22 protein-coding genes are annotated in these 22,281 nt (G+C 60.8%); 9 read left to right on the top strand and 13 right to left on the bottom strand.

All coding sequences use genetic code 11. The features are described 5' to 3' along the window. The first annotated feature begins 7 nt into the window (after positions 1–7). Both VV088_RS17485 and VV088_RS17480 read left to right on the top strand, forming a co-directional pair. Entirely contained in the window at positions 8–1,438 is a 1,431-nt protein-coding gene (locus tag VV088_RS17485) for a glycine--tRNA ligase (RefSeq protein ID WP_334601959.1), read from the top strand. Next, the gene (locus VV088_RS17480; protein ID WP_334601958.1) at positions 1,438–2,220 is read left to right on the top strand and encodes a DUF4037 domain-containing protein; all 783 of its coding nucleotides are present in this window, start codon (positions 1,438–1,440) and stop codon (positions 2,218–2,220) included. Before VV088_RS17485 ends, VV088_RS17480 begins: the two co-directional genes overlap by 1 nt. A 174-nt stretch (positions 2,221–2,394) precedes the next feature. Here the strand turns inward: VV088_RS17480 and VV088_RS17475 are convergent, their stop codons facing one another. Together VV088_RS17475 and VV088_RS17470 are read right to left on the bottom strand one after the other, a co-directional pair. Continuing rightward, on the bottom strand, positions 2,395–3,951 hold the full coding sequence (locus VV088_RS17475) for a M23 family metallopeptidase (RefSeq protein WP_334601957.1): 1,557 nt from the start codon (positions 3,949–3,951) through the stop codon (positions 2,395–2,397). A gap of 201 nt (positions 3,952–4,152) precedes the next feature. Then, on the bottom strand, positions 4,153–4,449 hold the full coding sequence (locus tag VV088_RS17470; protein ID WP_289875442.1) for a hypothetical protein: 297 nt from the start codon (positions 4,447–4,449) through the stop codon (positions 4,153–4,155). 274 nt (positions 4,450–4,723) lie between these two features. Here VV088_RS17470 and typA point away from each other — a divergent pair, with 274 nt between their 5' ends. Together typA and VV088_RS17460 are read left to right on the top strand one after the other, a co-directional pair. Continuing rightward, a complete protein-coding gene (gene typA / locus VV088_RS17465; protein ID WP_334601956.1) occupies positions 4,724–6,553 on the top strand; it encodes a translational GTPase TypA in 1,830 nt (609 codons plus the stop codon). A gap of 52 nt (positions 6,554–6,605) precedes the next feature. Then, positions 6,606–7,064, top strand: a complete 459-nt coding sequence (locus VV088_RS17460; protein ID WP_334601955.1) for a YbhB/YbcL family Raf kinase inhibitor-like protein — start codon at positions 6,606–6,608, stop codon at positions 7,062–7,064. A gap of 106 nt (positions 7,065–7,170) precedes the next feature. On the opposite strand, the gene rbr is transcribed toward VV088_RS17460, so the two are convergent. From rbr to VV088_RS17445, 3 genes are read right to left on the bottom strand one after another with little or no spacing between them, the layout of a single operon-like run. Then, positions 7,171–7,773 carry a rubrerythrin gene (gene rbr / locus VV088_RS17455; protein WP_334601954.1) on the bottom strand — a complete coding sequence of 201 codons (603 nt, stop codon included), beginning with the start codon at positions 7,771–7,773 and terminating at the stop codon, positions 7,171–7,173. Between the two features lie 55 nt (positions 7,774–7,828). Then, entirely contained in the window at positions 7,829–8,986 is a 1,158-nt protein-coding gene (locus VV088_RS17450) for a hypothetical protein (RefSeq protein ID WP_334601953.1), read from the bottom strand. Further along, positions 8,976–9,527, bottom strand: coding sequence for an RNA polymerase sigma factor (locus VV088_RS17445; RefSeq protein WP_334601952.1), 552 nt, complete (start codon positions 9,525–9,527; stop codon positions 8,976–8,978). Before VV088_RS17445 ends, VV088_RS17450 begins: the two co-directional genes overlap by 11 nt. 157 nt (positions 9,528–9,684) lie before the next feature. Here VV088_RS17445 and VV088_RS17440 point away from each other — a divergent pair, with 157 nt between their 5' ends. Further along, complete coding sequence (locus VV088_RS17440; protein ID WP_334601951.1) at positions 9,685–11,133, top strand: nicotinate phosphoribosyltransferase; 1,449 nt, start codon at positions 9,685–9,687, stop codon at positions 11,131–11,133. A gap of 46 nt (positions 11,134–11,179) precedes the next feature. Here VV088_RS17440 and secG read toward each other — a convergent pair whose 3' ends face one another. The 4 genes from secG to mnmG all read right to left on the bottom strand — a co-directional run bounded on the left by secG (position 11,180) and on the right by mnmG (position 15,002). After that, the gene (gene secG / locus VV088_RS17435) at positions 11,180–11,416 is read right to left on the bottom strand and encodes a preprotein translocase subunit SecG (RefSeq protein WP_334601950.1); all 237 of its coding nucleotides are present in this window, start codon (positions 11,414–11,416) and stop codon (positions 11,180–11,182) included. Between the two features lie 119 nt (positions 11,417–11,535). Then, positions 11,536–12,435: an MBL fold metallo-hydrolase gene (locus VV088_RS17430; RefSeq protein WP_334601949.1), complete on the bottom strand. Its 900-nt coding sequence runs from the start codon at positions 12,433–12,435 to the stop codon at positions 11,536–11,538. Then, positions 12,432–13,115: a DUF4304 domain-containing protein gene (locus VV088_RS17425; RefSeq protein ID WP_334601948.1), complete on the bottom strand. Its 684-nt coding sequence runs from the start codon at positions 13,113–13,115 to the stop codon at positions 12,432–12,434. Before VV088_RS17425 ends, VV088_RS17430 begins: the two co-directional genes overlap by 4 nt. A gap of 12 nt (positions 13,116–13,127) precedes the next feature. Further along, complete coding sequence (gene mnmG, locus VV088_RS17420) at positions 13,128–15,002, bottom strand: tRNA uridine-5-carboxymethylaminomethyl(34) synthesis enzyme MnmG (RefSeq protein WP_334601947.1); 1,875 nt, start codon at positions 15,000–15,002, stop codon at positions 13,128–13,130. Between the two features lie 105 nt (positions 15,003–15,107). On the opposite strand from mnmG, the gene VV088_RS17415 reads away from it, so the two are divergent. Both VV088_RS17415 and tadA read left to right on the top strand, forming a co-directional pair. Continuing rightward, positions 15,108–15,278: a hypothetical protein gene (locus VV088_RS17415; protein WP_334601946.1), complete on the top strand. Its 171-nt coding sequence runs from the start codon at positions 15,108–15,110 to the stop codon at positions 15,276–15,278. Further along, entirely contained in the window at positions 15,275–15,718 is a 444-nt protein-coding gene (gene tadA, locus VV088_RS17410) for a tRNA adenosine(34) deaminase TadA (RefSeq protein WP_334601945.1), read from the top strand. The genes VV088_RS17415 and tadA overlap by 4 nt, the downstream gene beginning before the upstream one ends. Positions 15,719–16,244: 526 nt before the next feature. On the opposite strand, the gene VV088_RS17405 is transcribed toward tadA, so the two are convergent. From VV088_RS17405 to VV088_RS17390, 4 genes are all read right to left on the bottom strand, one after another. Then, the gene (locus VV088_RS17405; RefSeq protein WP_334601944.1) at positions 16,245–17,501 is read right to left on the bottom strand and encodes an acetyl-CoA C-acetyltransferase; all 1,257 of its coding nucleotides are present in this window, start codon (positions 17,499–17,501) and stop codon (positions 16,245–16,247) included. 160 nt (positions 17,502–17,661) lie between these two features. Then, positions 17,662–19,587, bottom strand: coding sequence for a hypothetical protein (locus VV088_RS17400; RefSeq protein WP_334601943.1), 1,926 nt, complete (start codon positions 19,585–19,587; stop codon positions 17,662–17,664). After that, entirely contained in the window at positions 19,562–20,464 is a 903-nt protein-coding gene (locus VV088_RS17395; protein WP_334601942.1) for an ABC transporter ATP-binding protein, read from the bottom strand. Before VV088_RS17395 ends, VV088_RS17400 begins: the two co-directional genes overlap by 26 nt. Then, on the bottom strand, positions 20,461–20,832 hold the full coding sequence (locus tag VV088_RS17390; protein WP_334601941.1) for a GntR family transcriptional regulator: 372 nt from the start codon (positions 20,830–20,832) through the stop codon (positions 20,461–20,463). Before VV088_RS17390 ends, VV088_RS17395 begins: the two co-directional genes overlap by 4 nt. Before the next feature lie 146 nt (positions 20,833–20,978). Here VV088_RS17390 and proC point away from each other — a divergent pair, with 146 nt between their 5' ends. Beyond that, a complete protein-coding gene (proC, locus tag VV088_RS17385) occupies positions 20,979–21,782 on the top strand; it encodes a pyrroline-5-carboxylate reductase (protein ID WP_334601940.1) in 804 nt (267 codons plus the stop codon). Positions 21,783–21,883: 101 nt separating this feature from the next. Then, entirely contained in the window at positions 21,884–22,270 is a 387-nt protein-coding gene (locus tag VV088_RS17380; RefSeq protein ID WP_334601939.1) for a hypothetical protein, read from the top strand. The last annotated feature ends 11 nt before the right edge of the window (positions 22,271–22,281 follow it).

Genomic DNA, 22,281 nt, shown 5'->3' with positions numbered 1-22,281 from the left:
ATCCAACATGAAGAACACCGAAAAGACTATGGAAAAGATTGTGGCCCTGTGCAAGGGCCGGGGGTTTATCTTCTCCGGCTCTGAGATCTACGGCGGCCTGGCCAACACCTGGGACTACGGCCCCCTGGGCGTGGAGCTGAAGAACAACGTAAAGAAGGCGTGGTGGAAGAAATTCGTCCAGGAGAACCCCTACAACGTGGGCCTGGACGCCGCCATCCTGATGAATCCCCAGGTGTGGGTGGCCAGCGGCCATGTGGGCGGCTTCTCCGACCCGCTGATGGACTGCAAGGAGTGCAAGGAGCGGTTCCGGGCGGACAAGGTCATTGAGGACTGGTGCCAGGCCAACAGCTTTGACCTGGGCCACAGCGTAGACGCTATGTCCCAGGCCGAGATGAAGTCCTTTGTGGAGGAGCACCAGATCGTCTGTCCCTCCTGCGGCAAGTTCAACTGGACCGACATCCGCCAGTTCAACCTGATGTTCAAGACCTTCCAGGGGGTCACAGAGGACGCCAAGAACACCGTCTACCTCCGCCCCGAGACCGCCCAGGGTATCTTTGTCAACTTCCAGAACGTCCAGCGCACCACCAGAAGAAAGCTGCCCTTTGGCGTGTGCCAGGTGGGCAAATCCTTCCGCAACGAGATCACTCCGGGCAACTTCACCTTCCGCACCCGGGAGTTTGAGCAGATGGAGCTGGAGTTCTTCTGCAAACCGGGCACCGAGCTGGAGTGGTTCGCCTACTGGAAGAAATTCTGCCACGAGTGGCTGCTGAATCTGGGCCTGCGGGACGAGAACCTCCGCCTGCGGGACCACGACCCCGAGGAGCTGTCCCACTACTCCAACGCCACCACCGACTTTGAGTTTGTCTTCCCCTTCGGCTGGGGCGAGCTGTGGGGGGTGGCCAGCCGGACCAACTTTGACCTGACCGCCCACCAGAACACTTCGGGCAAGGACCAGACCTACTTCGACCAGGAGGCCAACGAGCACTATATCCCCTATGTCATTGAGCCCTCCCTGGGCGCCGACCGGGTCACCCTGGCCTTCCTGGTGGACGCCTACGACGAGGAGGTGGTCGGACAGGACAAGGACGGCAAGGACGACGTGCGTACCGTCCTGCGCCTTCACCCCGCCCTGGCTCCCTTCAAGTGCGCCGTACTCCCCCTGTCCAAGAAGCTGAGCGAAAAGGCCCGGGAGATTCAGGCCCAGCTGTCCAAGTATTTTATGGTGGACTTTGACGATGCCGGTTCCATTGGCAAGCGGTACCGCCGCCAGGACGAGGTGGGCACCCCCTACTGCATCACCGTGGACTTCCAGACCGTGGGCGACGACAAGACCGAGGCCGACCACGCCGTCACCATCCGGGACCGGGACACCATGGATCAGGTCCGGGTGCCCATCGATCAGCTGAAGGATTGGCTGGACCAGAAGCTGGCCTACTGATGGTGGAGGCTTTCATTCAGGAGCTGTGCGCCCTGGAGGAGGTAGAGGCTCTGGCCCTGGGCGGCTCCCGGGCGGGGGAACACTTCGACGAAGCCTCTGACTACGACGTCTACCTCTACTGCACCGCCCCGGTGCCGGAGGAGGTTCGGCGGGCCCTTTTATCCCGGTACTGCGGCCGGATGGAGATCGGCAACCACTTTTGGGAGTATGAGGACAACTGCACCCTGAACAGCGGGAGGGATATCGACCTTCTGTACCGCAATCTGGACGGGTTCACAGAGGACTTGGCCCGGGTGGTGGAGCAGTTCCAGCCCCAAAACGGCTACACCACCTGCATGTGGCACAATCTGCTGACCTGCAGGGTGCTCTACGACCGGGACGGCCGCCTGACCGCTGCCAAAAAGCGGTTTGACGTGCCCTATCCGCCTCAGCTGCGCGCCAATATCCTGGAGCGCAGCTGGCAGCTGCTCCACGCCTCCATGCCAGCCTATGAGGGGCAGATTCAAAAGGCGCTGAAGCGGGGGGATCTGGTCAGCGTCAACCACCGGACCGCAGCCTTTTTGGAATCCTACTTTGACTTCCTCTTTGCGCTGAACAGTCTCCCCCATCCGGGAGAAAAACGACTGGTTCAGCTATGCCGGGAGTGCTGCCGGATATTGCCCGACCGGTTTGAGGAGAACCTGGAGCGTCTGTTCCAGGACCTGTTCTCAAGCCCGGAGCGGACCATTCAGGACATTGACGCAATCCTCCGCGCCTTGGAGGCCGTTCGTCCATCGAAATAATAAAAACGTCTCGTATTTTATTACTGGTAAAATACGAGACGTTTTATATTTAAGACACGGCCAACCGTTTCAGGCTTCACCATCCTGCACTCCCCCTCTGTCTGCCTTTAGCATAGCAAAAGGTAAATAAAACAGAACAAGCGCCCCCGGTGGTTGGCCGGGGGCGTTCGTACTTTATCTCAGGTAATTCAGCGGGTTGACTGCCGTGCCGCCCACGCGGACCTCAAAGTGGCAGTGAACGCCGGTGGAGCGGCCGGTAGAGCCGGCCTTGGCGATGGTCTGTCCCTGATAGACCTTCTGTCCGGCGGAAACCACCAGACTGGAGTTGTGGCCGTAGTAGGACTCAGTGCCGTTGTCATGGCGTATGATGACCAGATAGCCGTAACTGCCCTTGTACCCGGCGAAGGTGACAGTGCCGCCGTCTGCGGCCTTGATGGCCTCGCCGTAGGTGGCGTGGATGTCAATGCCGGAGTGGTAGCTGTAGCTGCCAAAAATGGTCCGTCCGCCGAAGTAGGAGTTGATTCGGTGGCTGCTGGTGGGCCAGATATAGTTGCCCTTGGAGGCGGTCTTGGGCTTCTCCTTGGTGCCAACGGCCTTCACGGTGGTGGTGGGCTCCCGGAGGGTCAGGCTGTCAGTGACGGTGCGCTCCTGCTCGTAGCCGTTGATATAGACCACATCCGCCTGGATCTCCGCCTCCCCCTCCTCGCCCTGGGTCAGGATCTTGGAGTCGCCCACATACATGGAGTCGTCCTTAACCTCCTCCACCGGGCAGGGGATGGCTTCCAGATAGGTGACATGCTCGGTGGTCAGAACGGACAGAGCGGGGATGATCTGCTTGACGTTGAGGATGTCGCCCACCATCAGCCGGTTGATATTGGCGTCCGGGTTGAGGGCCATCAGGTCGCTGAGCGACATGTCGTTGCGGTAGGCGATGCCGTTGTAGGTGTCGCCCTTGACCACAGTGTAGGTGGTCTCGCCGGTGGTGTTGGCCTTCAGCGCCTCCTCGATCTGGCCGACGCTCATCAGGGTATCCACCGCGTAGACCGGCGTGACGGACAGGTCCTCCACAAATTCCACAGAGGTGGTGGCGTCAGTGACATACTCGGCCTTGATGCCGTCCAGCATGGCGTTGAGGGCGGTCTCGTCCTTCACCACGCCGACGACCTGACTGCCCAGCATGACCTGATAGGCCCGCAGCTGGTCGCTGAGCTCATTGAGCTGGCCGTAGAAGAAGTTGCTGATGTCCTGCTCCCGGCTCAGGTCGCTTTTCAGGGTGAGGGTAAAGGCGTAATCGATTTCGCCGCCCACCCGGTAGTCGTAGCCCAGCAGCTGGCTGCCTCGGGTCTCGACCGTGTGAATGGCCTGATCCACCACGCTCTGGTCAGCGACAATGCCCACCTCCTGGCCGTCCACAATGACAGCGTAGCTGGTGGAGTAGAGGGTGGTCAAGGTGAGGGCGGTGCCCAGCGCCCCGGCGACCAGCAGAAAGGAGACCGGTCCCACCGCCAGCGTTCCGGCGGCTGCGCCGTGAAACAGATGGGCCCACCGGCGGAAATGGATGCGGGCCCATTCCCGCATGCCCTTGAGATAGAGCTGCCATTCGGGTGTGGCGGGCTGCTGCGGCTGGCTCTGCTCCGGAGGTTTCGCCTGCTTGGCGGCTTTGGCGCGCTCCTGCTCCAGCTCCGCCACAGGGAGCCGGGCGGTCCAGCTTTGATCCTGGGGTTGATCCATGGAAATCACCTCTTGTTCTGAGGGAAAAATGACAATTGTGAAATAAGAGTTACAAAACGGTAACAACAATATACATGTTTTCCTGCCGTCCGTCAACCCCTTTTTTTGTTCTGAAACAAAAAGTTAACAAAAAAGTGCACAAAAAAAGAACACTGCAGAAAAAAATACAGTGTTCTTTGGAAAAAACGCAAGATGTTGTGGTCAGAACAGCATCCGCAGGGCAAAGGCTGCCGTCATCAGAATTACGGCCAAGCTGGCGCAGGCGTCCAACCGCCAGGCGCGGCGTTCCTGACGGGCGCGGCGGCGCTCCTCCGGGGTGATGGTCAGCACCACGGGCCGGAAGAGAGAATCCGTCTCCGAAGCCCACCTCTCCTCCTCCGGCTGGCGGGCCAGACTGTCCCGCTGAGCCAAGTCCTGGCGGCGGCGGAGCTGGGACAGATGGATGATGTTCCCGGCATGGGGCGCAGAGCGGTATGATTTATAGTAGGTGGTCTGCATATGTAATCCCTCCGTAGTTTTGATGGCAGGATAAGTTTAGCCAAAAAACTGTCCCAAAAACCGGACTATTGCCGCAGGCCGGTAAAAAACGTTTGTTCTACTCGATAATACAACATATGTTCCAGCTTGTCAAGAAAAAAACGAAAATCTGTTCGAGTTGAATTGCACAGTCCCAAATCCCATCCGCTTTGCGTTTTAGGTGTTGATTTTTTTAAGGAATGGGAGTATAATACCCTGTCCTATTCGGAAAACACAGATTTGAGGTGTACTTCCCATGCAGAATCAGAACCTAAGAAATATTGCCATCATCGCCCACGTGGACCACGGCAAGACCACTCTGGTGGACGAAATGCTCAAGCAGTCCGGCGTCTACCGGGAGAATCAGGCGGTAGTGGACCGCGTCATGGACTCCAACGATCTGGAGCGTGAGCGGGGGATCACGATCACGGCCAAGAACACGGCGGTGCAGTATGGCGATGTGAAGATCAACATCGTAGACACCCCGGGCCATGCCGACTTCGGCGGCGAGGTGGAGCGCATTTTGAAAATGGTCAACGGAGTCATCCTTTTGGTTGACGCCGCCGAAGGCCCTATGCCCCAGACCCGGTTCGTGCTGTCCAAGGCGTTGGAGCTGGGCCACCGGGTGATCGTGGTGGTGAATAAGATCGACCGTCCCGATCAACGGGTTTACGAGGTAGTAGACGAATGCCTGGAGCTGCTGCTGGACCTGGACGCCACCGACGAGCAGCTGGACTCCCCCATGCTGTTCTGCTCCGGCCGTCAGGGCACCGCTTCGGTCCAGCCCGACGTGGCGGGCAGCGATTTGAAGCCCCTGTTTGACACCATCCTGGACTATATCCCCGCCCCCGAGGTGGATCTGGAGGCCCCCTTCCAGATGCTGGTGTCCTCCATCGACTACAACGAGTTTGTGGGCCGCATCGCCATCGGCCGCATTGAGCGGGGCCGGGTGAAGCAGAACCAGGAGATTGCGGTGTGCAACTACCACGACCCCGACGCTCCCGCCAAAAAGGCCAAGGCCACCGCCCTGTACGAGTTCGACGGTCTGGCCAAGGTACCCGTCCAGGAGGCGGAGGCCGGCAGCATCATCGCCATGAGCGGCATCGGAGACGTGACCATCGGGGACACCATCTGCGTCCCCGACAAGGTGGAGCCCATCGAGTTTGTCCAGATCTCCGCCCCCACCATCGAGATGACCTTCTCGGTGAACGACTCCCCCTTCGCCGGGCGGGAGGGCAAATTTGTCACCAGCCGCCAGATCCGGGACCGGCTGTTCCGGGAGACGTTGAAGGATGTGTCCCTGAAGGTCTCCGAGGTGGAGGGCTCTACCGACTCCTTCAACGTGGCGGGCCGGGGAGAAATGTCCCTGTCCATCCTGATCGAGACCATGCGCCGGGAGGGCTACGAGCTTCAGGTTTCCCCGCCCCGGGTGCTGTACAAGGAGATCGACGGCGTGAAGTGCGAGCCGCTGGAGCGGCTGGTGGCGGATGTGCCCGCCGACTGCGTGGGCGCGGTGATCGAGAAGATCGGCTCCCGCAAGGGCGACATGCTGGAGATGAACCCGGTGGGCAGCCGGATGAAGCTGGAGTTCTTGGTCCCCTCCCGGGGCCTGTTTGGCTACCGCAGCGAGTTCCTGACCGATACCAAGGGCGAGGGCATCATGGCCTCCGTCTTCGACTCCTACGCACCTGTCAAGGGGGAGATCAGCCGCCGGTCCACCGGCTCCCTGGTGGCCTTTGAGACGGGCGAGGCGGTGACCTACGGCCTGTTCAACGCCCAGGAACGGGGCGCGCTGTTCATCGGCCCCGGCACCCCGGTTTACGGCGGCATGATCGTGGGCGAGTGCCCCAAGGCGGAGGACATCTCGGTCAACGTGTGCAAGAAGAAGCAGCTGACCAACATGCGGGCCTCCGGCTCTGACGAGGCTCTCCGCCTGGTCACCCCCCGTCAGCTTTCCCTGGAGCAGTGTCTGGAGTTCCTGGCCGACGACGAGCTGCTGGAGTGTACCCCGGAAAACCTCCGGCTCCGCAAGCGCCTGCTGGACCACGGCGCCCGGATGCGGGAGGCGTCCAAGAAAAAGGGATAAGGTTTTCTGCGGCCTTCCGAGTGTTCGGAGGGCCCGCGTTTTAGGAGGACATATGGAAGAAAGGATTCTGAAGGTCCGCTGCCCCGGTATCCAAAACAGCAAATTTCTCCTGGACCACACCGGTCGGGGGCGGGACCTGTCCCCGGAGCTGATTCTGGAAAATCTGTCCCCGGAGGCGGTCACGCTGGCCGTTACCCTGGAGGACATGAGCCACCCCATAAAGGACTTCACTCACTGGGTGATCTGGAACCTCCCGGCGGCGGACCGGATTCCGGGGGCCATCCCAGCGGGAAGGACGGTTTTGGACGGCGCAGTTCAGGGGGTGGCCTACGGCCTCCACCGCTACGTCGGCCCCAAGCCGCCAAAGGGGAAGACTCATACCTACCGCTTCACCGTCTGCGCCCTGGACTGCGCCCTGGACCTCTCCCCTGCGTCAAGGAAAAAGGCCGTTCTGCGGGCGGCGGAGGGGCATATTATCCAAAGCGGCAGTATTTCTGGGAGATTCGAATAAACTATATGTATTTTATTTGATAATAAGTACAGTATGTTTTATTCGACCAAAGCAAAGAAAATACATATCCCCACCCCAAATGATCCGGGGTGGGGATATGTTTGCCTCAGCTCCAGGGCGCCAGCTCGAACCGCACGAAGTACCCCTGGGGGTGGCGGCAGACGGGGCAGTGAGCGGGGGCGGCGGTGGCCTCCACCACGAAGCCGCAGTGCAGGCACATCCACTGCACCTCCACATCGGAGAAAAACAGCTGGTCCTTCTCCATCAGGCTGGCGAACTTCCCAAAGCGGTCGCCGTGAGTCTTCTCCACCCGCGCGATGTTCTCAAACAGCTTGCCCACCAGGGGGAAGCCCTCGGACATCGCCGTTTTAGCGAAGTGGTCGTAGTCGTGCTCCCACTCCTGATACTCGTTGTGCTGGGCGGCCCGGAGGTAATCCAGCACCCCGGAGTAGATGTCCACCGGATAGGTGCCGTCCACCTTGACGGTCTGGCCGGCGCAGTCCTCCAGAGCGGAGTAGAACTGCTTGGCGTGGACCTTTTCCTGCTCCGCCGTGAACAGGAACACTCCCTGGATAACGGCCAGCCCCGCCTTGTTGGCCACCCCGGCGGCGATGGTGTAGCGGTTCCGGGCCTGGCTCTCCCCGGCGAAGGCCCGCATCAGGTTTTCCCGGGTCTGGCTGTGAAGAAAGGCGTCGGTTTTGTCGGACATAATGGACCCTCCTGTCAATCATCGGATGGGTCCATTATGCCCTGGAGAACGGGGATTATTCCACACTGACGGGAATTTTGTTGTCACCGTACTGCACATAGTCCACCTGGGTCAGGTCCAGGGGCTGGTCAAAGGGGATGTAATTCCGGAAAACGCCTATAGGCTCGCCGGTGATGGGCAGGGTGACAGGCTGGGACTGAATATACTGCTGCATCGCATCATAGTCCTGAGCCTCAGAGAAGAACACAGTACCATCCTTCAAAACGATCTTAATGTCTCCAAAAGCGGGGCCGATATGGTCATTGACAGGCAGGGAGCAGTCAACGCGGTAGGTCAGACTCAGGGGAGACAGGGACATGGACTGGATGGTGTTGGAGTAATCCAGCAGCTCGTCATGCCAGGTGAGTCCCCCGGCATCCAAGTCGATGGTCCGGGATTGGAAGCTGAGGCCAAAGTCAAAGACAAAGTCTCCGGTAAAGATGGGGGTGTATTCCTTGTCGGGCGCCTGAATCCACAGACCGGAAATAGTGAGGGTTTTTGCCCTGCCGTCGTTAAACTGAAGGTCGGTCTCCCCCTCCAGGGTGCAGAAACACAGGACAAACTCCTTGCAGTTGTCGGTGGGGTCATTGTCGGTAAGGTCGGTTTTTACCTGATTGTAGCCGAACTCTGTGTAAGCGCCCTCCGGGGATTCCAGAGTGGCAGGGAGCTGATAATAGCCCTGGGTGTCGCCGTCCAGGTCGGGCAAAGTGGTTCCTGCCGGGGCGTCTACCCGCAAGCGGATATAGTAGACGTTTTCGTCCGCGATCACAGCCAGCGGGGTAATGGTGGCGCCGTTTTGGGTGACGGCGGCGGGGAGCTGGGCGGTGGCCTCACCGGCGGCATGTCCAAGCCGGTCAATGGTGTCCAGCTGGCCCTGGGAGAGGGGATTCCCCTCTGTGGAGAAGAAGTCCTGGAACAGTTCACCGGCTCCGAACGCCCGGCCCGCCGCCAGGGCGGAGACGGACAGCGCCGCAACCACCGCAGCCGCGATGAGCAGCTGGGCAGGCTTGAACCGCTTAGCAGTCCGGTTGGGTTTAAGGTCCTTTGATTTTGTTTGATTGACGTTGTTCATTGTGATCTCCTTAATCCGCGACGGGGAATAGGGGGTCCTCCCGTCTAACTCCAGGTTTTCCGCTGGATACCGGTCCAGCAGATCGGAAATGTTACGCTTCACGGAGATAGCCCTCCCTCGTCAGTATTTGTTTCAGCTTCATCCGGCCCCGCCGGAGTTTGGTCTTGACTGTGGCCCCGTTCAGGCCCATAAGGTCCGCAATTTCCTGTACAGTCTGGGCGTAGTAATAGTGGCGCAGAAAGATCTCACGGTCCTGGCTGGGCAGGGCGTCCACCGCCTGGCGCACCAGCCGCCGCTCCTCCGCCCGCTCAAAGTCGCTGGGGGGATCGTCCGGGCCAGGGATGTCCAGGGCGTTTTCCTCCAGGGACAGGTCCTGGCCCATCTGCCGCAGGCGGTTTTTGGCCTTGTTCCGGGCCACCGCCGCCAGCCAGCCCTTTACCAGTCCTGGCCGCAGGGCCTCCGGCTGCCGCCAGGCGGCCAGGAACACATCAGATACCACCTCCTCCCCGTCCTCGGGGGGCATGGCGTTCCGAAGGATGTTCCACACCACCGCGGAGACATAGGGGAGGTAACGCTCCATCAGCGCCTCCAGCCCGGCGGGGTCGCCGGACCGTATTTTCTGCAAGATCACTTCGTCCCGCATATGTATCACCTAACCTTGTTTGAAAGCCGCTTTCACTTATATTATCACAGCTGGGAGCCATTTGGTTTCACCAGAACCCCTTGCTTTTTTCTCCAGGGGGAGTATAATAAGGGCTAACAAGGGGTGTCTTGTCACCCCGATAAAGGAGGCTTTCCCTATGAAAGCGAAGACAAACCTGACCATGCTCTGCGACTTCTACGAGCTGACCATGGCCAACGGCTATTTCCAGACCGGCTTACAGGACCGTATCTGCTACTTTGACGTGTTCTACCGCTCCGTCCCTGACAAGGGGGGCTTTGCCATCGCGGCCGGTCTGGCCCAGGTGGTGGAGTACATCCAGGAGCTGTGCTTTGACGAGGAGGATGTGGCCTATCTGCGCACCAAGGGCTGCTTCAGCGAGGAGTTTCTGGCCTTCCTCCGGAAGTTCAAGTTCACCGGCGACATCTGGGCCGTCCCCGAGGGCACCCCGGTCTTCCCCAACGAGCCCATCCTCACCGTCCGTGCCCCCGCCATCCAGGCTCAGTTTATCGAGACCTTCCTTCTCCTCACCCTGAACCACCAGAGTTTGATCGCCACCAAGTCCAACCGCATCGTCCGGGCCGCCGAGGGCCGGCCGGTGGCGGAGTTCGGCTCCCGCCGGGCCCAGGGGGCGGACGGCGCCCTGCTGGGCGCCCGGGCCAGCTACATCGCCGGCTGTTCCGCCACCGCCTGCACCATGGCCGACCAGCGGTACGGCTCCCCCGCCACCGGCACCATGGCCCACTCCTGGGTGCAGATGTTCCCCAACGAGTACACCGCCTTCAAGACCTACTGTGAGCTGTACCCCAACAACGCCACCCTGCTGGTGGACACCTACAACGTGCTGCGTTCCGGCGTGCCCAACGCCATCCGGGCCTTTCGGGAGGTGCTGGTCCCCAAGGGGATCACCAAGTGCGGCATCCGGCTGGACAGCGGCGATTTGACCTACCTGTCCCAAAAAGCCCGGGAGATGCTGAACGAGGCGGGCTTCCCCGACTGCAAGATCGTGGCCTCCAACGCCCTGGACGAGTACATCATCCGGGACCTGGTCCGCCAGGGGGCGCGGATCGATTCCTTCGGCGTGGGCGAGCGGCTGATTACCTCCCGGTCCGAGCCGGTGTTCGGCGGCGTGTATAAGCTGGCCGCCATCGAAGGGGACGACGGGACCATCATCCCCAAGATCAAGATCAGCGAAAACGCCGCCAAGATCACTACCCCCCACTTTAAGAAGATCTACCGCATCTTCTCCAAGGACACCAGCAAGGCGGAGGCCGACCTGATCTGCCTCCACGACGAAGAGTTCGACTTCACCCAGCCCCTGGAGCTCTTTGACCCGGACGCCACCTGGAAGCGGAAGGTGTACACCGACATTGAGGCCAGAGAGCTGATGGTGCCGGTGTTCCAGGGGGGCGAGCTGGTCTATCAGGTGCCCGACCTCCAGACCAGCCGAGCCTACTGCCAGCGGCAGGTGGACTCCCTGTGGGACGAAGTCAAGCGGTTTGAGAACCCCCATAACTACTATGTGGACCTGTCCCAAAAGCTATGGGACATCAAGCAGTCCCTGCTCAACAGCCACGAGATGAACTAAAAAATCAGCCCCCGCCGGATGGCGGGGGCTGATTTTTGCAGTTTGATCAGATCAGGCTCAGGACCAGGGTGATGATGATCCAGAGGATGGCCACCCACTTGGTCATCTTGGCCAGCTTCGCGTCCAGGGTCTTAGCCTTGTTCTTGGACAGGAAGGTGTCCGCGCCGCCGGCGATGGCGCCGGACAGGCCGGCGCTCTTGCCAGACTGGAGCATGACCACCGCGATGACCGCCAGACCGCACAGGACCTGGACAATGGTGAGGATCAGATTCAGCGTATTCATGTTTCTCGTTCCTTTCAAGGCCCCGGAGGCCGTAAATTTACAAGTTCAGCCGGGAAAACCCGGAAGTACCCAAAAGCATACCACAATCCGAATCAGATTGCAAGTGGTTTCCGCAAATTTCAGGAATTTTCCGCCCGGACATAATAAGTGGCCCCATTTTGGCACACTTCGTTCAGCCGCCCGGTATCCACCAGATACTCGATGAAGAAGCGGACGTTCCGCTCAAAGCGCAGGGAGCGGGGCGGCTTGTGGGTGAAGAGCTTGTAGAAGATGCAGGCCGCTTCGTCGATCTGGCTGGCGGTCATGGGCTCCTGCACGAAAGACAGAATCTCCTCCGCCCGGCGGCGGATCAAAGCCTGGTTGGCGTCGATGAGCGCCCCGATCTCCCCGCCAGAGCAGACCCCCCGGTGGGCCATGATGTAGGCGTCACAGCTCAGATGGCGCAGCTTCTCCCGGCTGGCCAGGGCCATCTGCTGGCTCAGGTTGTAGGGCAGCTTGGCCCCCAGCATCTCCGAGCTGAGCAGGGCGTCGGCGGTATAGCACACGTTGTCCGGGGTGACGGTGCAGACATGCCCGGCGGAGTGCCCCGGCGTGTGGACGATTTGGAAGCGGACCCCCCAGGCGTCGAAGGGGCCGTCTGACACAGGGAGAAGGAGGTCGGGCTTATGGATCATGCAGGAGGCTTCCCGCTCTACCGTGCCTGGGGAAAGGGTGAGGAAGTAGCACTTTAAATTGAGCAGGGAGGCGCACATCCCCGCCTCAGGATAGGTAAGGGCGATCTTCGCGCCGTATTCTTTCTGAAAATACCCGCTGTTGGCGCAGTGGTCCACATGGGCGTGGGAGCACAGCACCCCCGCGGGGGTGAGCCCCGCCCCCCGCAGGGTTTCCTCCAGCTCCTCCCGTTCCTCAAAAAGCCCGGTGTCCAGCAGAACGCATCGCCCATCCCCCAGCTTGTACAGAGGGATGAGCTGGTTGGCCTCAATGACCCAGGTGTTTCCCTTGACCTGCGATAATTTCATAAAATTCCTCCCAGCTCCTTCTCCAGGTCCTCCGCCAGCCGAATCACCGCCCAGGCCTGGGGGTTGGTGGTCCGGGTGCCCTTGATCCGCTCGTAGACCTGGGCCTGGTAGCCCATTTCGGCCAGCATCTTTGCCGTTCCGTAGTGCATGACAATTGTAAAAGAATACTGCTCGGCCGTGCCGTCCAGAATCATGTTGATGACGGTCTGGCGGCTCTCAAAACGCGCGAACCAGGCAAAGACCTCCTCCATCGACCGCTTCAGGTCCTGATACATTGCCTCCATGTCGGTCCGCTTGAAGATGTACCAGAACTGTTTATTATAGGAAAATTCTTCCCCCTTTTTCCCATAAAGATCGGTAGGGGTCGGGTTATCCCCGCTGCTTCTGATCTGGCAGTCATATTCCTTGAATTTTCGGTCCTTGATAACCGGCTCCGGCTCAAAATAGACGCCGGTATTGATGTAGAAGCCCAGCCGGCGGTCCTTCTGATTCCACTTGTCCTTGCGGAAATTGACGATTTTCCCCAGGCCGTCCGGAGTAAACAGGCGGAAATTCTGCCCTGCCCGCTTGAAGCCCATGGGCTGAAAAATCTCTGTATACGCCCGATTTAACAGCTGAGTGTACTTGTCCTCAATGGGCGTGGGGTCGATAAACTCCTGTATCTTGCCCAGCAAATTCATAGACTGCACCCCTTACTGCTCTCTCTGCTTCAAATACACCATCAGCACCGCCATGTCCGCCGGGGACACCCCGGACACCCGCCCGGCCTGGCCCAGGTTTTTGGGGCGGATGGCGGCCAGCTTTTGCCGGGCCTCCAGCCGCAGGCCCTTGATGGACAGGTAGTCGATGTCCGAGGGCATGGGCCGCTCCTCCAGGCGCTTGACCTCCTCCACCTGACGCAGCTGGCGGTCGATATAACCGGCGTACTTGATGGTGATCTCCGCCTCACCGGCCACGGCGGGGGGCAGATCGGGCCGGCCTGGGTCAAAGGGGGCCAGATCGGCGTAGCTCAGCCGGGGGCGGCGGAGCAGATCGGCCAGCCGGGCGCCGTCCTTTACGGGAGGCTCCCCCCGCTCCTCCAGCAGGGCGGTGAGTTCCAGAGTAGGCGGAGTGCCGGTGCGCTCCAGGCGGCGGACCTCCCGGTCCACGGCCCTGTACTTCTCCTGCACCGCTTCATATTGTTCCCGAGAAACCAGCCCCAATTCATAGCCGGTGGGAGTGAGCCGCCGGTCGGCGTTGTCCTGGCGGTGGAGCAGGCGGTACTCGGTGCGGGAGGTCATCATGCGGTAGGGCTCGTTGGTGCCCTTGGTGACCAGGTCGTCAATGAGCACCCCAATATACCCCTGGTCCCGGCGGAGAATGAGGGGCGGTTTTCCCTGTATCTTCAAGGCGGCGTTCACCCCGGCCACAAAGCCCTGGACGGCGGCCTCCTCATAGCCGGAGGAGCCGTTGAACTGTCCCGCCCCATACAGGCCGGGGACGGCCTTGGTCTCCAGGGTGGCCTCCAGCCCGGTGGGGTCCACGCAGTCGTACTCAATGGCGTAGGCGCACCGGGTCATTTCGGCCCGTTCCAGGCCGGGGATGGTGTGGAGCATTTCGACCTGCACCTCCTCCGGGAGGGAGGAGGAGAAGCCCTGGATATACAGCTCCTCCGTGTCCAGCCCCATTGGCTCGATGAACAGCTGGTGGCGGGCTTTGTCGGGGAAGCGCTCCACCTTGGTCTCAATGGAGGGGCAGTACCGGGGACCCACCCCCTCGATGGTGCCGTCGTACAGGGGGGAGCGGGACAGATTGGCCCGAATAATTTCGTGGGTGCGCTCGTTGGTGTAGGTCAGCCAGCACACCGCCCGGTTTTCCGGGGGCGTCCCGGTCTGGAAGGAGAAGGCCAGTCTGTCCCGGTCCCCCTCCTGGAGCTCCATTTTGGAAAAATCCACGCTGCGGGCGTTGACCCTGGGAGGGGTGCCCGTCTTGAACCGGCGGATGGACAGCCCCAGCCGCTTCAGGCTGTCTGTCAGGGGCAGGGCGGCGGACAGGCCGTCGGGGCCGGAATCCCGGACCACCTCCCCCACCACGATGCGGCCCCCCAGATGGGTGCCGGTGGCGGCGATGGCGGCCTTTACTCCGTAAACCGCCCCGGTGTGGGTGACCACCCCGGATACTGCGCCGTTTTCCGTTAAAATCTCAACGACCTCCGCCTGCTTGACCCAGAGGTTTTCCTGCCGCTCCAGGGTGTGCTTCATCACCTTCTGGTACTCCCGGCGGTCGGCCTGGGCCCGGAGAGACTGGACGGCGGGACCCTTACTCCGGTTGAGCAGCCGGTACTGGATGCAGGCCCGGTCGGCGGCCTTGGCCATCTCCCCCCCCAGGGCGTCCAGTTCCCGGACGAGATGGCCCTTCCCTGTGCCTCCAATGGCCGGGTTGCAGGGCATGTTGCCCACCGCGTCCAGGTTGACGGTGAAGCAGAGGGTCTTCATTCCCATTCGGGCGGCGGCCAGAGCGGCCTCAATCCCCGCATGGCCCGCCCCGATGACGGCGATATCAAATTGTCCGGCGTGATAAGTTTTCATAGAACGTGTCCCTCTGTAATGAATTCGACGGATATTGTATCACGGGATTCACATTGCGGCAAGGGGCAACTTGTGATAGAATGGAAGAAAAGGAGGCGAAGCAGCGTGAAAAAATTTGAGTATAAGATGGCAGAAATCAAAACGTCGCTGGGCTTTGATTGGCAGAAAAAAATCCGGGAAGCGGAAGCCCGGTGGAATGAACTGGGCCGGGAGGGCTGGCAGTTTTGTATGCACGGCGACGGCGTGATCGTGTTTATGCGGGAAATCGAGGAATGAACCACGAATATTTCATGGCCGAGGCCCTGCGCCTGGCCCGGGAGGCCATCGCCGACGGCGACGTGCCGGTGGGCTGTGTCATCGTGAAGGACGGCCAGATTATCGGCCGGGGCCGCAACCGGCGGGAGGCGGACAGGGACGCCACCGCCCACGCGGAGGTGGAGGCCATCCGGGAGGCCTGCGCCCGGCTGGGGAGCTGGCGGCTCCAGGGCTGTACCCTCTACGTCACCCTGGAGCCCTGCCCCATGTGCGCCGGGGCCATCATCAACGCCCGGATCAGAGAGGTGCGCTACGGCGCGCGGGAGGGGAAGTCCGGGTGCTGCGGGTCGGTACTCAACCTGTTTGAAGAGCGGTTCAACCACCACCCCCGCATCTACCAGGGGCCGCTGGAGCGGGAGTGCGAGGGGATGCTCCAAACGTTTTTTCAAAGTTTGCGATGATATTTAAAGCTTTTGTAACAACTGGCGAGAACTTTTGTAAAATCTTTTGTCTATACTCATACTCGCAAGGCAAGAACATCTTTTCATTCTATCCTCCATTTTTTGAAAGGCTGACGGGTCGCTCCGTTGGCCTTTCTCTCTGTCCGAGGGCCTGTCTAAATACACCAAAAAGCCCTCCGCTCCCCAATTTTTTTTGGACGATTTAATCCTTTTGTAACAACTGACGTTGGATTTGTTAATAAGTTTCCTGTAATATAACATCTGCAAGAGACAGTTCGTTTCATTTTAATCCTCTTTTTCAACGGGAAGCCTCGGATACCTTGGAGCAGGTATCCGGGGTTTTTCGTTCTGTCTTGACCACCTCATATCCCGGCCTAAGCCGAGAATATAATCGGCGCTGACACCATAGTGCTTGCAGAATTTTACTGAATTTTGGATGGATATTTGGTCCTGAAAGAGCAAGTCGAAAAAAGGCAGTAAAAAACCGGCCTGGGATAATTCCCGGGCCGGTTGGCGTGTTAATAACTCAGCACTTCTCAAAGATGGTGGCAACGCCCATGCCGCCGCCGATGCACAGGGTGGCCAGGCCCTTCTTGGCCTCGTCCCGCTTGGCCATCTCGTGGAGCAGGGTGACGATGATCCGTGCGCCAGAAGCGCCCACGGGGTGACCCAGAGCGATGGCGCCGCCGTTGACGTTGACCTTGCTCATGTCGAAGTTCAGCTCACGGGCCACAGCGATGGACTGGGCGGCAAAGGCCTCGTTGGCCTCCACCAGGTCCATGTCCTCGATCTTCAGGCCGGCCTTCTCCATGGCCTGACGGGAGGCGGGCACAGGACCCACGCCCATGATCTTGGGGTCCACGCCGCCCTGGCCCCAGCTGACCAGCTTGGCCATGGGCTTCAGGCCGTACTTCTCAACAGCCTCCTTGGAGGCCAGCACGATGGCGGCGGCGCCGTCGTTGATGCCGGAGGCCTGACCGGCGGTGACCCGCTGGACGTGCTTCTTGGCGTCGGCCTCGTGGATCTGGGTGGGCTCAAAGGTGTGAACGATGGAGTCCTCTACGCCCTCGGGGCCGCAGGGGAAAGCGCCGCGCAGCTTGGCCAGCTTGTCAACGGGAGACAGGCGGGGGAACTCGTCCACCTTGAACTCCACCATTTCCTTCTTCTGCTTGACCATGACAGGGACGATCTCGTCGTCAAACTTCCCGGCGGCAATAGCGTCGGCGGCCTTCTTCTGGGAGTTGTAGCCGAACTCGTCCAGCTCCTCCCGGGTGATGCCCCACACGTCGCAGATGTTCTCGGCGGTGGTACCCATGTGGTAGTTGTTATACACGTCCCACAGGCCGTCCTTGATCATGGTGTCCACCATCTTGTTGTCCCCCATGCGGGCGCCCCAGCGGGCGGCAGGGATGGCGAAGGGGGCGGCGGACATGTTCTCCATGCCGCCGGCGACCACGATCTCAGCGTCGCCGCAGCCGATGGTGCGGCCGGCCTCAATAACGGACTTCATGCCGGAGCCGCACACCATGCCCACGGTGTAGGCGGGGACGGAGGTGGGGATACCGGCCTTCAGGCTGGCCTGACGGGCGGGGTTCTGGCCCAGGCCGGCGGTAAGGATGCAGCCGAACATGACCTCATCCACGTTCTCGGGCTTGACGCCTGCCCGGTTCAGGGCCTCCTTGATGACGGCGGCGCCCAGGTCGGCGGCGGGGACGTCTTTCAGGGAACCACCAAAAGAACCGATGGCGGTACGGCAGCAGTTGACGACATAAACTTCTCTCATGATGGGTGTTACCTCCTAAAATTTGGTAGGACATTTCAACGAAATGCCCGGGATAACCGCTCTTGCCTTTCATTATACCGGAGAGCTATCTAAAAAGCAATAAAATTTTCTGGCATTTTTGGGCGAAGGCAAAGCCCCCTTGCAAAGGGGGCTTTGCCGCTTACCAGGTATGGGTGTCAGGATAATAGTCCGGCTCATGGGCCGCCAGGCTGTACCCCTCCTCAAAGATGCCGGTCTGATCCAGCACAGCCAAGGTGTGTCTGGCGTTGGGGGTGAGGGTGACGATGAGGGTCTCGTCGATGTCGTAGCTGGCGGGGCTGGCCTGGACGGAGTAGTCCTCCTGGTTGGAGCCGGGATGCTGGTAAGCCGTAAGGCTGAATGTCAGATCGGTGCGATAGGTGTCCTTCAGGCGGTCGCTGCCGTGGTCGAAGAGATAACGCACGCCGACGGTCCCCTCGGCAAAGTCCTGCTGTACCGCGTCCCACAGCTCCTGGGCGTAGTCGTCCACATAGATGTTGTACTCCATCTCGCCCTTGGCGTTATTGACCCGGTCCAGCCAGGCCCCGGTGAGGCGGCCCTTTTCCAGGAAATTCTCAAAGCCATAGGCGTCAGATACCAATTCCCGGTCCTTATAGAGGCCCTTTACCAGATTGGTGACGCTGCCCTCCTGGTCGATGTCCTCCTGGTAGACGGGGAAGCTGTCGTAGTAGCGGTTCAGGGTGGAGCCCCCCTTCAGGGTGTAGTGCAGATGGAGGTAGGTGTATTCGTCCCCGGTCTGATAGCTTCCGCTGCTCTCGTCCAGCCGGTCCCGGTCGGCTACGATGGCCCGGTGGAGGTCGATGAACTTTTGAATGTTCTCTGGCTCGGTGAGGACGGCGGAGTAGCCCCTGCCGCTGTCGCCGGGATAGCCCAAATCCAAGGTGACATTCAGGCTTTCCACCCCGTCCGTCTGAGGCACCCGGGTCTCCACCCCGAACAGGTCCATGGTGCACCCCAGGCACAGCAGGAGCATCACAGCGGCCATGACCGCCGCCCCCCTCCAGGCCTTGAACACCCGGAAGGACTTTTTCAGCAGCATCTCGGCGGCGAAGCAGCCGATGACCGTCCAGACCAGGATACTGGCGATGAGGACAGCCATGCCGTCCGTCCAGCCGAAGAACATTGCGGAGAACATGCCCAGGCACAGCCCGGAGCAGAAGGACACCCCGTATTTGAACAGGGGGCGCACCAGGGGGATAGCCACCACGTCGCCGGCGGTCTCCGCATGGCGGCGGCGGTAGACGTACAGGGATACAAGGGCCAGCGCCACACCCACGGCGGCGTAGACGGCCACCGTGCCCGGGGAGCGGAAGCGCTGCCCCTCTTCGCTGCTGCCAAACAGCGCCAGCGCGTCCTTCAGGGCGTAGGCGGGGGTGAGGTACTCCACGATCTGAGCGGTCCCGGCGGACCCGGCGTAGCCGTAGAAGAACTCGTGGAACAGGCCGTCCAGCAGGGTGTAGATGACGTCGGCCAGCACGTTGAAAATACAGTAGAAGGCGGGCAGGGCCAGGATGTGGCCGGTGAACATGGCGCAGAAGGCGGCGAAGGAGAAGAAGAACAGGCACACGCCGCTCTGACCCAGCAGCCACATCAGCAGGGCGGACATCGCCGCGCCCCAGTGCTCCATGGGCAGGAAGGCCAGCTCCACCATGGCCGTCAGTACGGCGGTTATCAGCTGGGGCAGTAGCAGGAAGGACAGCCCCGCCAGGTACTGGGTGGTGAACAGGGCCTCCCGCCGGGTGGGCAGGGCGTGGAACCAGCAGGAGGAGCGGCTGTTATACAGATAGCCGAACACCGCCATAGCGCAGAGAATGGCAAAGAAGGCAGCCAGATACAGGCCAAAGGTGGCCATTTCAGGCAGATTCACCGCGCGGATCAGCAGACGCTGTTGGGGATCGCGGTTCATATAGCGGCTAAAGTAGGTGTTGAGCATGTTCAGCGGGATAAAAAACAGCCAAATCACCCCGTAGCCCGTCCACAGGGGCCAGAAGCGGGCCAGAGTCTTGCGGTAGAGGGCGCCGTTAAAGTACGATGTCGTGGACCGCATAGTTCTCACCTCCCAGTTCATAGATGAAAATTTCCTCCAAGGTCAGGGGCAGGGCCTCCATCAGAATGGGGGCGAAGCCGGCCATGCGGGTCTTGATCTCCGCCGGGCTGCCCCGGACAATGAGGGTGAACACCCGCCCGATCTGGGAGGTATGGAGCACGTTCAGGTCGCGGGGCAGCTCGGGCAGGTTCCCGTCGGCAAAGGCGATCTGCAGCTTGACCACGTTGTCCTGCAGGTCGGTGAGGGACCGCTCCAGAAGGACCCTGCCGTGGGACAGGATGCCCACATGGTCGCACACGTCCTCCAGCTCCCGCAGGTTGTGGGAGGACACCAGCACCGTGGTCCCCCGCTGGGCCACATCCCCCATGAGCAGGGTCCACACCTGGCGGCGCATCACCGGGTCCAGGCCGTCCACCGGCTCGTCCAGCACCAGCACCTCCGGATTGCAGCACAGGGCCAGCCGGAAGGCGGACTGCTTCTGCATGCCCTTGGACAGCCGGCGGATGGGCTGTTTTTCGTCCACCTCAGGGAAGGCTTCGGCCAGGGCCTCATACCGCTTTACATCAAAATTGGGGTACATCCCCCGGTAAAACCGCATCATGTCCCGGGTGGAGGCGGAGTTGAAGTAGTACAGGTCGTCGGGGATGGCGGCGATCTTGGCCTTGACCGCCGGGTTTTCGTAGACCTGGTCCCCGTCCACCAGGATGGAGCCGGAATCCGGGCGGCAGATGCCCATAATGTGCCGCAGGATGGTGGATTTGCCCGCGCCGTTGGGCCCCACCAGGCCGTAGATGGAGCCCTTTTCCGCCGTCAAGGTCAGGCCGTCCAGAGCCCGAAAGCCGTCGAAGGTTTTTACCACGTTGATTACCTTGATCATGTTGCCGTTCCCCCTTCCAGAGCCCGGACCCGGGCCCAAAGTTCTTCCCCGCTGACCCCCAGAAACAGCAGCTCGCCCGCCGTCTGGTCAAAGGTCTGGAGCAGGTCCTGCCGGCGTCCCTCGTCCACCCCGGTGTTGGGGGCGGCGAAGGAGCCCTTGCCGGGCACCGAGTAGACATAGCCCTCCGCCTCCAGGGCCTCGTAGGCCCGCTGGATGGTGTTGGGGTTGATGGCCAGCGTCCCGGCCATGGTGCGCACAGAGGGGAGCTTCTCCCCCTCCTGGATGACCCCGGTGACCATCAGCCGCCGCAGGCCGTCCTTCACCTGTTCGTAGATGGGACGGGCGTCCCGGTAGTCCAGGTTCAGCATAACAGCTCCTCCTTTCCGGATACTGTACTAAGCGTGTTAGTACGGTCAGTATATAGCGGGAGCGGAAAAAATACAATTAAGAATTGATTAAGATTTCTTAAAGTGATATAATCGGACAAAATGTCCCAACTTAAGGAGGAATTATTATGGATCAGACCATCGGCTTTATCGGCACCGGAAATATGGGCTCCGCCATCGCCAAGGCGGCGGCCAAAAGCGGGCTGGCAGAGACCATCCTGCTGGCCAACCGCACCCCGGCCAAGGCGGCGGCCCTGGCGGCGGAGCTGCCCGGCGGGACCTTGTCCACCAACGAGGAGATCGCCCGCACCGCCAAGCTCATCTTTTTAGGGGTGAAGCCCCAGATGATGCAGCTGGTGCTGGACCCCCTGGAGCCCATCCTGCGCAAGCGGGAGGACCGGTTCATTCTGGTCACCATGGCGGCGGGCCTGACCTGCGACCGGATTCAGGATTTTTTGGACATGGACTGCCCCGTCATCCGCATCATGCCCAACACTCCCTCCGCCATTGGAGCGGGGGTGGTGCAGTACTGCGGCCAGCTGGTGACGGTGGAGGAGCTGGACGCCTTTGCCGCCCTGCTGGCCCCCGCCGGTCTGGTGGACCCGGTGCCCGAGGGGCTGATCGACGCGGCCAGCGCCGTCTCTGGCTGCGGGCCGGCCTTCGCCTATCTGTTTGCGGAGGCTTTGGCCGACGGCGGCGTGGCCTGCGGCCTGCCCCGGGACAAGGCGCTCAGCTACGCTGCCCAGATGCTGGCCGGGGCCGCCCGCATGGTGCTGGAGAGCGGCCAGCACCCCGGCGCGCTGAAGGACGCGGTCTGCTCCCCCGGCGGAGCCACCATCCAGGGGGTCCGGGTCCTGGAGGAGGACGGCTTCCGCGCCGCCGCCATGGACGCGGTGATCGCCGCCTATGAGAAGACGCTGAAGCTGAAATGATAATTGATTACAAAAGCTTCTTCCCCCCGGAGGCAGGCCGCTGGCCTACAGCGATGGAGCTGTACTGTTCTGACTGTGCCCAGGTCCCGGAGGAACGGGGTGTGTATTTCATCTGTATCCCTCCGGAGAAAGAGGTGGCCTTCCAACCGTTTTTTTGGCGACCTGCAAGAAATCCCAATCAGTCCACCCCCTATCCAGTGGAGACGCTGGAAAAAAAGTATATGTGCCAGGGCTGTCCCTGTCTGTTGTATATTGGGAAGGCCGACGGACAAAAGGGGCTGCGGCAGCGGTTGAGACAGTACATCCGGCATGGGTGGGGGGAAAGCGGAAACCATCTGGGAGGCCGGGCAGTCTGGCAGGTGTCAGGCTGTCAGGAGCTTCTGGTGCTTTGGGCTGTATGTCAAGATCCGGAGCAGGAGGAGCGTGCGCTGCTGGAGGCGTTTCAGAGCTGCAAAAACGACTATCCCCTGGCAAACTGGAGATCGTAATAATTTTGAGG

It is taken from the genome of Lawsonibacter sp. JLR.KK007, assembly GCF_036941135.1.
In the GTDB taxonomy this organism is placed as follows: Bacteria; Bacillota; Clostridia; order Oscillospirales; family Oscillospiraceae; genus Lawsonibacter.
Note: the sequence above shows the minus strand (reverse complement) of the source record. Positions and strands in the feature narration are given on the sequence as shown.

Bases quoted from the DNA above. Each gene is read 5' to 3' on its own strand.
- tadA (WP_334601945.1), top strand. From the start codon at position 15,275: ATGAACCACGAATATTTCATGGCCGAGGCCCTGCGCCTGGCCCGGGAG.
- VV088_RS17425 (WP_334601948.1), bottom strand. From the start codon at position 13,115: ATGAATTTGCTGGGCAAGATACAGGAGTTTATCGACCCCACGCCCATT.
- rbr (WP_334601954.1), bottom strand. From the start codon at position 7,773: ATGTCCGACAAAACCGACGCCTTTCTTCACAGCCAGACCCGGGAAAAC.
- VV088_RS17485 (WP_334601959.1), top strand. From the start codon at position 8: ATGAAGAACACCGAAAAGACTATGGAAAAGATTGTGGCCCTGTGCAAG.
- VV088_RS17400 (WP_334601943.1), bottom strand. From the start codon at position 19,587: ATGCGGTCCACGACATCGTACTTTAACGGCGCCCTCTACCGCAAGACT.
- mnmG (WP_334601947.1), bottom strand. From the start codon at position 15,002: ATGAAAACTTATCACGCCGGACAATTTGATATCGCCGTCATCGGGGCG.
- VV088_RS17475 (WP_334601957.1), bottom strand. From the start codon at position 3,951: ATGGATCAACCCCAGGATCAAAGCTGGACCGCCCGGCTCCCTGTGGCG.
- proC (WP_334601940.1), top strand. From the start codon at position 20,979: ATGGATCAGACCATCGGCTTTATCGGCACCGGAAATATGGGCTCCGCC.
- VV088_RS17395 (WP_334601942.1), bottom strand. From the start codon at position 20,464: ATGATCAAGGTAATCAACGTGGTAAAAACCTTCGACGGCTTTCGGGCT.
- VV088_RS17405 (WP_334601944.1), bottom strand. From the start codon at position 17,501: ATGAGAGAAGTTTATGTCGTCAACTGCTGCCGTACCGCCATCGGTTCT.
- VV088_RS17390 (WP_334601941.1), bottom strand. From the start codon at position 20,832: ATGCTGAACCTGGACTACCGGGACGCCCGTCCCATCTACGAACAGGTG.
- VV088_RS17440 (WP_334601951.1), top strand. From the start codon at position 9,685: ATGAAAGCGAAGACAAACCTGACCATGCTCTGCGACTTCTACGAGCTG.
- VV088_RS17460 (WP_334601955.1), top strand. From the start codon at position 6,606: ATGGAAGAAAGGATTCTGAAGGTCCGCTGCCCCGGTATCCAAAACAGC.
- VV088_RS17470 (WP_289875442.1), bottom strand. From the start codon at position 4,449: ATGCAGACCACCTACTATAAATCATACCGCTCTGCGCCCCATGCCGGG.
- typA (WP_334601956.1), top strand. From the start codon at position 4,724: ATGCAGAATCAGAACCTAAGAAATATTGCCATCATCGCCCACGTGGAC.
- secG (WP_334601950.1), bottom strand. From the start codon at position 11,416: ATGAATACGCTGAATCTGATCCTCACCATTGTCCAGGTCCTGTGCGGT.
- VV088_RS17480 (WP_334601958.1), top strand. From the start codon at position 1,438: ATGGTGGAGGCTTTCATTCAGGAGCTGTGCGCCCTGGAGGAGGTAGAG.
- VV088_RS17445 (WP_334601952.1), bottom strand. From the start codon at position 9,527: ATGCGGGACGAAGTGATCTTGCAGAAAATACGGTCCGGCGACCCCGCC.
- VV088_RS17430 (WP_334601949.1), bottom strand. From the start codon at position 12,435: ATGAAATTATCGCAGGTCAAGGGAAACACCTGGGTCATTGAGGCCAAC.